7 protein-coding genes are annotated in these 7,041 nt (G+C 49.3%); 3 read left to right on the top strand and 4 right to left on the bottom strand.

Annotation, left to right across the window (positions count from 1 at the left end; translation table 11 throughout):
• Window positions 1-66 precede the first annotated feature (66 nt).
• The 3 genes from KDK18_RS10030 (at window position 67) to KDK18_RS10020 (ending at window position 2,315) form a co-directional block, all read left to right on the top strand.
• On the top strand, window positions 67-783 hold the full coding sequence (locus KDK18_RS10030) for a YggS family pyridoxal phosphate-dependent enzyme (protein WP_257254763.1): 717 nt from the start codon (window positions 67-69) through the stop codon (window positions 781-783).
• Window positions 773-1,597 carry a pyrroline-5-carboxylate reductase gene (gene proC / locus KDK18_RS10025; RefSeq protein WP_257254762.1) on the top strand — a complete coding sequence of 275 codons (825 nt, stop codon included), beginning with the start codon at window positions 773-775 and terminating at the stop codon, window positions 1,595-1,597. The genes KDK18_RS10030 and proC overlap by 11 nt, the downstream gene beginning before the upstream one ends.
• Before the next feature lie 166 nt (window positions 1,598-1,763).
• On the top strand, window positions 1,764-2,315 hold the full coding sequence (locus KDK18_RS10020) for a YggT family protein (protein WP_257254761.1): 552 nt from the start codon (window positions 1,764-1,766) through the stop codon (window positions 2,313-2,315).
• A gap of 179 nt (window positions 2,316-2,494) precedes the next feature.
• Here KDK18_RS10020 and KDK18_RS10015 read toward each other — a convergent pair whose 3' ends face one another.
• The 4 genes from KDK18_RS10015 to KDK18_RS10000 all read right to left on the bottom strand — a co-directional run.
• Complete coding sequence (locus KDK18_RS10015) at window positions 2,495-4,057, bottom strand: hypothetical protein (protein ID WP_257254760.1); 1,563 nt, start codon at window positions 4,055-4,057, stop codon at window positions 2,495-2,497.
• A 239-nt stretch (window positions 4,058-4,296) separates the two neighbouring features.
• Window positions 4,297-5,412, bottom strand: coding sequence for a hypothetical protein (locus KDK18_RS10010; RefSeq protein ID WP_257254759.1), 1,116 nt, complete (start codon window positions 5,410-5,412; stop codon window positions 4,297-4,299).
• Window positions 5,413-5,566: 154 nt separating this feature from the next.
• On the bottom strand, window positions 5,567-6,745 hold the full coding sequence (locus tag KDK18_RS10005; protein WP_257254758.1) for a hypothetical protein: 1,179 nt from the start codon (window positions 6,743-6,745) through the stop codon (window positions 5,567-5,569).
• A gap of 88 nt (window positions 6,746-6,833) precedes the next feature.
• The coding region (locus tag KDK18_RS10000) for a hypothetical protein (protein WP_257254757.1) at window positions 6,834-7,041 on the bottom strand (208 nt) is incomplete at its 5' end.

Genomic DNA, 7,041 nt, shown 5'->3' with positions numbered 1-7,041 from the left:
GGGACATCTTCTTATTTTCGACCGAAATATCGGTTTCTACCTATTAACGCACTACTGTACAGGCTGATGACCTCATTAAAAAGTCAATTCGACCAGGTTTTTGAAAGAATTTATAAGGCCGAACAAGCCAGCGTTCGGGAAGGCCAGGTGAAACTTCTGGCAGTCAGTAAAACCAAGCCCGCCGAGATGATTGCTGAAGCCTGGCAGCTGGGCCAGCGGGATTTTGGCGAAAACTATTTGCAGGAGGCTGTGGATAAAATCACCCAACTCTGTGACCTGGAAGGCTTGGTCTGGCACTTTATCGGGCCCATCCAGTCGAATAAAACCCGCGATATTGCCTCTCACTTCCAGTGGGTACACAGTGTCGATCGTTTTAAAATTGCCCAACGACTGAATGATCAACGCCCGGAAGAACTGCCACCCCTGAATATCTGTCTTCAGGTCAATGTCAGCGAAGAAGAAAGCAAATCCGGAGCCACTCTGGCAGAACTTCCTGAACTGGCAGCGGCCATATCTCAATTACCGAGACTACGGTTGCGTGGGCTAATGGCAATACCCGCACCGGAAGCCGATGAAAGTAAACAGCGGGCTCCCTTCAAAAGGCTGGCTGATGCCCTTGAATCTCTTAACCGTGGGCACCATCTAACTATGGACACATTATCCATGGGAATGACCGGAGACCTGGAGGCTGCCATTGCTGAAGGGGCTACCATGGTTCGCATTGGTACAGCTCTGTTCGGGGCCAGGCGTCATAACCACCAAGGAATTAAGAATGACCAATAAGACCATTGCATTCATCGGTGCTGGCAATATGGCCACCAGCATCATGGGTGGATTGATTGAGCACGGTTGGCCCAAAGACAGAATATTCGCTTCTTGTCGTACGGAAGCAAGTGCCAAAAAGCGTTCTGAAGAACTCGGCATTCACACGTCTACCCGCAGCCTGGAAGCAGCAGCAAAAGCGGACATTGTGGTGCTTGCCGTTAAACCCCAGATGATGAAAGCGGTTCTGACTGAACTGTCACCGGTACTTCAGAAACAAAAACCTTTCATTATTTCCGTCGCCGCCGGTATTCGTCTTGACAGTCTGGATGTCTGGAGTGGTGGAGGGCTGCCGATTGTCCGCAGTATGCCTAATACACCATCACTCTTGCATTGTGGCGCCACAGGCCTGTTCCCCAATAGTCGGGTGACGGATGAACTGAAAGCCATTGCCAATGAGATTTTTTCACCGATTGGCATTCTTCACTGGCTGGAGAGAGAAGAACAGGTCGATACCATTACCGCCTTGTCAGGCTCAGGTCCCGCTTACTTTTTCCTGCTGATGGAAGCGATGGCAGAAGCCGGGGTCAGGCTGGGGCTGGATCATGAAACCGCTGAACGCTTTTCATTGCAAACCGCTCTGGGAGCTGCAAACATGGCTATTCAGAGTGATATTGATGCTGCCGAGCTTCGCAGAAGAGTCACCTCTCCTGGCGGCACCACTGAACGGGCTTTAAAAACCTTCCGCGAGGAAGGCTTCGAAGCCGTGGTTTACAAAGCGGTTAAGTCTGCAAAAGAAAGGGGTGCAGAACTGGCAGAACATTTGGCTGACTAGTAGACGTTAACTGCTATTTCCCGCACCCGGAAGTTTCATAGTAAACTGGTCAGGACGTAGGGCACAGCCTCATAAGCCATCTCGCTTCCCCGGCTTGCTGAATTTTATTTAACGCTCATGGCTGTTTTATTTAACATTCATGGCTGCTTAAACACGAAGGATTTTTATGTCGGCATTCTCCTCCAGCCTCGTCTTTCTGATACAGACCCTGGGAGGTCTGTACATCATGGCTGTACTGCTGCGCTTTCTGCTGCAACTGGTTAAAGCAGACTTTTATAACCCCATCTCCCAAGCCATTGTCAAAGTCACTTCCCCACTACTGAATCCTCTCAGGAAAGTGATTCCGGGAATGGGAGGCCTTGATCTGGCTTCCCTGATCCTTGCCCTGATCTTGCAGATACTCCTGGTTTACGTACTCTTTATGGTTCAGGGTTTGGCTGCTGAGGCGATTCCTTTTCCCCAGATCCTGATTATCAGCCTCAAAGAGCTGGCGGGTGAAATCTTGAACATTTATATGTTCAGCCTGATCATCATCGCCATTGCCAGCTGGGTAGCGCCCGGCAGTTACAACCCGGGCCTGATGCTGCTGCATCAACTGACCGAGCCTCTGAGCAGCAGGATCAGACGAGTGATTCCCCCTTTGGGAGGTCTGGACTTTTCCCTGATGGTACTGGTTTTGATCATCATTACCCTAAAGAACTTCATTGCTGCTTTGTAATACGGTTTGAGCCCCCCAAACCTCCGCCTTTTTGCCGACATCGCAAAACGCTCGCAATCCATTCTCATGCTTTCAGGCTCTGCGGGTCTTCTGGCCCTGTGGGGCCGAGATGAGAACAAAACTTTTGCGACGACCTCTGGAGCCCCGGAACGAGTCACAGGCTTGTTGAACGCTGTGGACTATTCCATATCGACATCGTCATCCTGCCCTGTTCCGCGGGTGTCGTTGGAATCTTCCGGGGTGCCCGCAAGCTCCGTTGATGGATTATGAGCGTCGCTTATTGGCCGAAGTCGCCGAAATGGTAATGACTCGGCTGATAGGGTGTTAAGAAACGAAGATCCACGGCCAAAGCCGCAAGACATGGGGTCGAAACCAGCCACAAGATGGGAGATTGCTCCTGAGGCTTGCGATTGAGATGGCTGGCTTTGTGGTTGGTTTTGTCGCCAGTTTTGTCCTTCGCCATTTGCACCTGATGGAATGACACTCACCGGAGATCCACCGGCTTGGGGCTGAAAGGTTTGTGTTCCTGTCATGCCGTGATGAGTCAGGCCCGCCGAACTTCCTTCGAAGCTCAGCGACCCTTCAACTGATTCACTACCGCCGGATTGTCGGAGTCTGCAAAAGCCATTGCAGGAATCGAAGAAACAATTAAAACTCATAGTATGGTTCCCAAGCTCCCTTAGATCACCATTAGCGTCGCTTACCATAACGCCGTATGGCCGAAATCGCTCAAATGGGAACCTGTCGGCTTCTGAACGTGACATGACGGTACGAACCCAAGGTTCACTGCAAGTCGAGGGGTCGAAACCAGCCACAAGATGGCCAATTGATGCTGAGTTTTGTCGATCGCGAAATGCAATTGATGGAATGACAATAAGCATAGAACTACCGACTCCTAGCTGATAGGTTCGCGTTCCTGTCATGCCACGATTAGTGTGGCCCGTCGAACTTCTTTCGGAACTCCGCGACCCTGCAACTGATTCACTGCTACCGAATTGTCGGAGTCTGCAAAAGCCATGGCAAGAATCGACGTAACAATTGAAACTCATAGTATGCCGGGGTTGCTCAGGGCCCTGGTTGCCACCGCCGCCAGAGCCGGAAGACATGAAGCTGGAGAAAGCAGCCATGAGATGAGGCATTGTTCCTGAGGCTTGCGATTGAGATGGTTGGCTTTGTGGTTGGTTTTGTTGCCCGTTTTGTCCTTCGCCATTTTCGGGTTTTTTTCTGGTGGTGATCAAAACCGGGTGATTCTCCTGCATCAACATAGATGCTGCCTCCAGTTGATCCATCGTGTTAAACAGGGGTGAATGAGCGTTCCAATAGCTTTTCAAAAGCAGGCCAACAGCGGCAAACGCTTCTACAGGTAACCATGAATAAGCTTTGGCCCCGAGAGAGTTGTCGCTGGTGGTCAGAACCAGTTTGTAAGCAAGCAGCAGATGAGTGGCGTAAATCAATTCCCACGAGATCGATTCAATGAGGGACGTTGTTTCACCGTAACGACCATGCCGGTATGGTTTGTCTTCAGGCGGAAAAATTGAACCTGCGTCATTATTTGTGTCGACACAGCATGACGGATTATACGACACTGCATTAAGATCACGCTTTATAGAAAAGCTACCTTTTGGAGCGCCTCCGTCCTGTTCAAACTCGACAACAAAATCTCTTGATAAAAGTTCAGCCTGACCGACGACAGGCAACACGAGCAAGAGCAACAGTAGCGCCGCCGATAATGAGTTTCTCATTATTTTTTCATTACCCTACTTTGCAGTTTTTAAGGAAGGAGAGTAGACCAAGAAGGTAATGAATCAAGAAAAAAAGTATCCTTACTATGTCAAAAACCAAGCTTTTACCGGGCAAGAACTCGCTGCGAAGAAGCTGACAGAGTCTGACCAATGCAAAAGTTCAGTTTGATCCATACCGAGAGATTACGAGGCTTTAAACGAAAATACCCAATATACTCAAAGCAATGAGAAACACCTGTCTACAAAAATTCTATAGGCCCGATGTATCTGATTCTGAGTGTAAACTCATTGCGCAGCCGCTCCGGAACATTTTCCCGCAGGAAGCCCTCCACCTCAGCCTGTATCTGCCGCTTTTCTTCCTGGGTGCAATCGAAATCAGCGGTTACTTCAAACTGAAGTTGGCCTCTGGTCTTGCCCGACGTTCCCAGCCCGCACACACGTTCATTCATCGAAAGCAGAGGAGGAACGATGCCCATTAATTCTATCTTCATGCCTCTTATAATGCTCTTTTCAGAGTCGGATTGATCAACAACACTGGAGGATGTGCTTTGCCCGGCTGTTGCTCCTGCGTGATCTGTCGTACTTTTTTCGGAATTTAGCGCTCCTTCAACAGACGCTTTGTCATCGGATGATGATCCGAGCCTACAAACGCCATGACAGGAATCGACGTAACAATTTAAACCCAGAGTATGTTGGCGTTGATCAGGGCCTTCGCTATTGCCACCAGAGCCAGACGACAGAGGAGAAGTGACAGAGCCTGTACAACAGTTGGTTGTGGTTGTGGTTGCTCCTGAGGCTTGCTGACTGGATGATGCTGATGGCGGGGTTTGTTGTTGACCACTTCCGGGTAGCATCATAGTGGTGATCGCAAACGGATCACCTTGGTATGAATGCAGTTGATCCATCGGGTTGAACAGTGGCGAACCAGCGCCCCAATAGCTTCCTAAAAGCCAGCCAACAGCTAAAAACGCTTCTAAAGGTATCGATGAATAGGATTTGGCGCTCAGAGCTGCGTCATGGGTACTCATAATCAGTTCGTAAGCAACCAGCGTACTAGTGGCATAAATCAATTGCCACGATATGGACTCAAAAAAAGACGTTTTATTCCTGCAACCGTCGACTCTGTGCGGTTTGCCATCATATGGCAAAACTGCTTCTGTATAGTCGTTTGTGTTGGCAAGGTACGACGCACTGTTTAACAATGTGTGATGGTCTGGCTTTATAGAAAAGCTCTTTTTTGGAGAGCTTCCACCCTGAAGCTCGACAAGAAAACGTCTTGTCAGTGATTCAGCCTGACAGATGGCAGACGGAGAGAATAGCAACAACAGCAGTGTCGCTGAGAAAAAGTTTTTCATAACTCAATCATTACATCCACTTTTGCAGTTTCTAAGGGCAAAAGATAGACCAAGAAAGTAATGGATCAATAGAATATGCATCCTTTTCTGTCAAAAGCGCAATCACTCCTTACCCTCTGAAGGCATCATCGTTCACATCAACACACTTGAGTTTTCAACGCCTTCTATATCTTCTATCACGCCATCTGTTAGGCGATCTGCCATGGCATCTTATGTGTCTCGAAAGCTCGTGAACATTATAAAAGATCCTCCCGCATAATCGTGGATCGTTATCCGACGACCCGACCATTATTACGTCACAGAATTGTGGCCCAGTGTGGTGTGTTCTGGTGTGACGCAACATCATTTCGGCATTCCTGCGAACCACTCCGCATGGCCGCCGCTCGCCATCCATCGTGGTCAGCATCTCGTCACAGACCAGAGGTGTATGCGCTGCCTCAGCATTCATTGAGCGTAATGCTGAAAGAAATAGTCTGGGCTCTTCCCGGTGAACTTGCGTGGGAAGATCATTTCGGATCGGAAACCGAAAAATATCTTCAACTGAAAAGGGAGGAACTGAGCTTCGTCCGGGTGTTGATCCTGTGTCGTCTGCTGAACTTTCTTCGGAATTCAACGGCCCTTCAACTAGTTCACTGTTATCCAATGATGGTCGGAGTATACAAACGCCACTACAGAAACCGACGTGACAATTTATGCCGAAAGTATGCAGGCGTTTTTCAGGGTCTTCCTGACCGCCGCCAGAGCCAGAAGGCAGGGGGCAGGTATTGGAGCCTGTAAGATGAGTGCTTGTGGTTGCTCCCGAGGCTTGCTGACCGGATGACGCTGACGGCTGGCTTTGTTGTTGCCCATTTTGGTTTTGTCCGGGAAGCGTCATAGTGGTGATCGCAAACGGGTCATCCTGAATTGCCTCCAGTCGCTCTATCGAGTTAAACAGCGGTGAATCGGGATTCCAATAGCCTTTCAAAAGCCAGCCGACAGCGACAAACACTTCTGAAGTTAGCCATGAATAAGGTTTGAAGCCAGAGACTGCATTGGTAGTCAGAACCAGTTCGTAAGCAACCAGCAGATTCGTGGCGCAAAGCCATTGCCACGAAATGGACTCAATAAGGGGCGTTTTTAACCCATAACCGCTTCCGGGTGGTTTAACATCTGGCAGTAAACCGCACCCTGCGTAGCCGTTTGTGTCAGCAATATCTGAAAAGAACTGGTCTGGAGAACCTGTATCCTGATCCTGTTTAATCTCGACCACAAAACGCCTTGTCGACGTTTGGGCCTGGCAAATGACTGAAAACGAGAGCAGCAACAGCAGTGCCGCAGATTGTGTTTTCTTCATTTTTACCTCGATAGATTTTTTTTGTAGAGATGAACCCGGGAGCCTGACCGAAAAGGCGGCTGCTAAGGTGTTGATATGTATTAGTCCGTCAGTTCCTCAGGTAATCACACTTATTCACTTTATCTGCTGGAGCACTGAGTTTATCGTCCTCGTCCAGATCAGCAGGCTTGCGTTTTCGATGTCTGCGTTTGTGATTCGACAGGGCTTGAGCATCCTTGCAGACTCTCCCGCATGGTCGCCACTGACCATCCGCCCCGACCTTGATCTCGACACAGGTTTGTATCCCGCTGTGGTAT

The sequence above is a fragment of the Endozoicomonas sp. SESOKO3 genome (genome assembly GCF_024606255.1).
Note: the sequence above shows the minus strand (reverse complement) of the source record. Positions and strands in the feature narration are given on the sequence as shown.

Bases quoted from the DNA above. Each gene is read 5' to 3' on its own strand.
- KDK18_RS10005 (WP_257254758.1), bottom strand. From the start codon at position 6,745: ATGAAGAAAACACAATCTGCGGCACTGCTGTTGCTGCTCTCGTTTTCA.
- KDK18_RS10020 (WP_257254761.1), top strand. From the start codon at position 1,764: ATGTCGGCATTCTCCTCCAGCCTCGTCTTTCTGATACAGACCCTGGGA.
- KDK18_RS10030 (WP_257254763.1), top strand. From the start codon at position 67: ATGACCTCATTAAAAAGTCAATTCGACCAGGTTTTTGAAAGAATTTAT.
- KDK18_RS10010 (WP_257254759.1), bottom strand. From the start codon at position 5,412: ATGAAAAACTTTTTCTCAGCGACACTGCTGTTGTTGCTATTCTCTCCG.
- KDK18_RS10015 (WP_257254760.1), bottom strand. From the start codon at position 4,057: ATGAGAAACTCATTATCGGCGGCGCTACTGTTGCTCTTGCTCGTGTTG.
- proC (WP_257254762.1), top strand. From the start codon at position 773: ATGACCAATAAGACCATTGCATTCATCGGTGCTGGCAATATGGCCACC.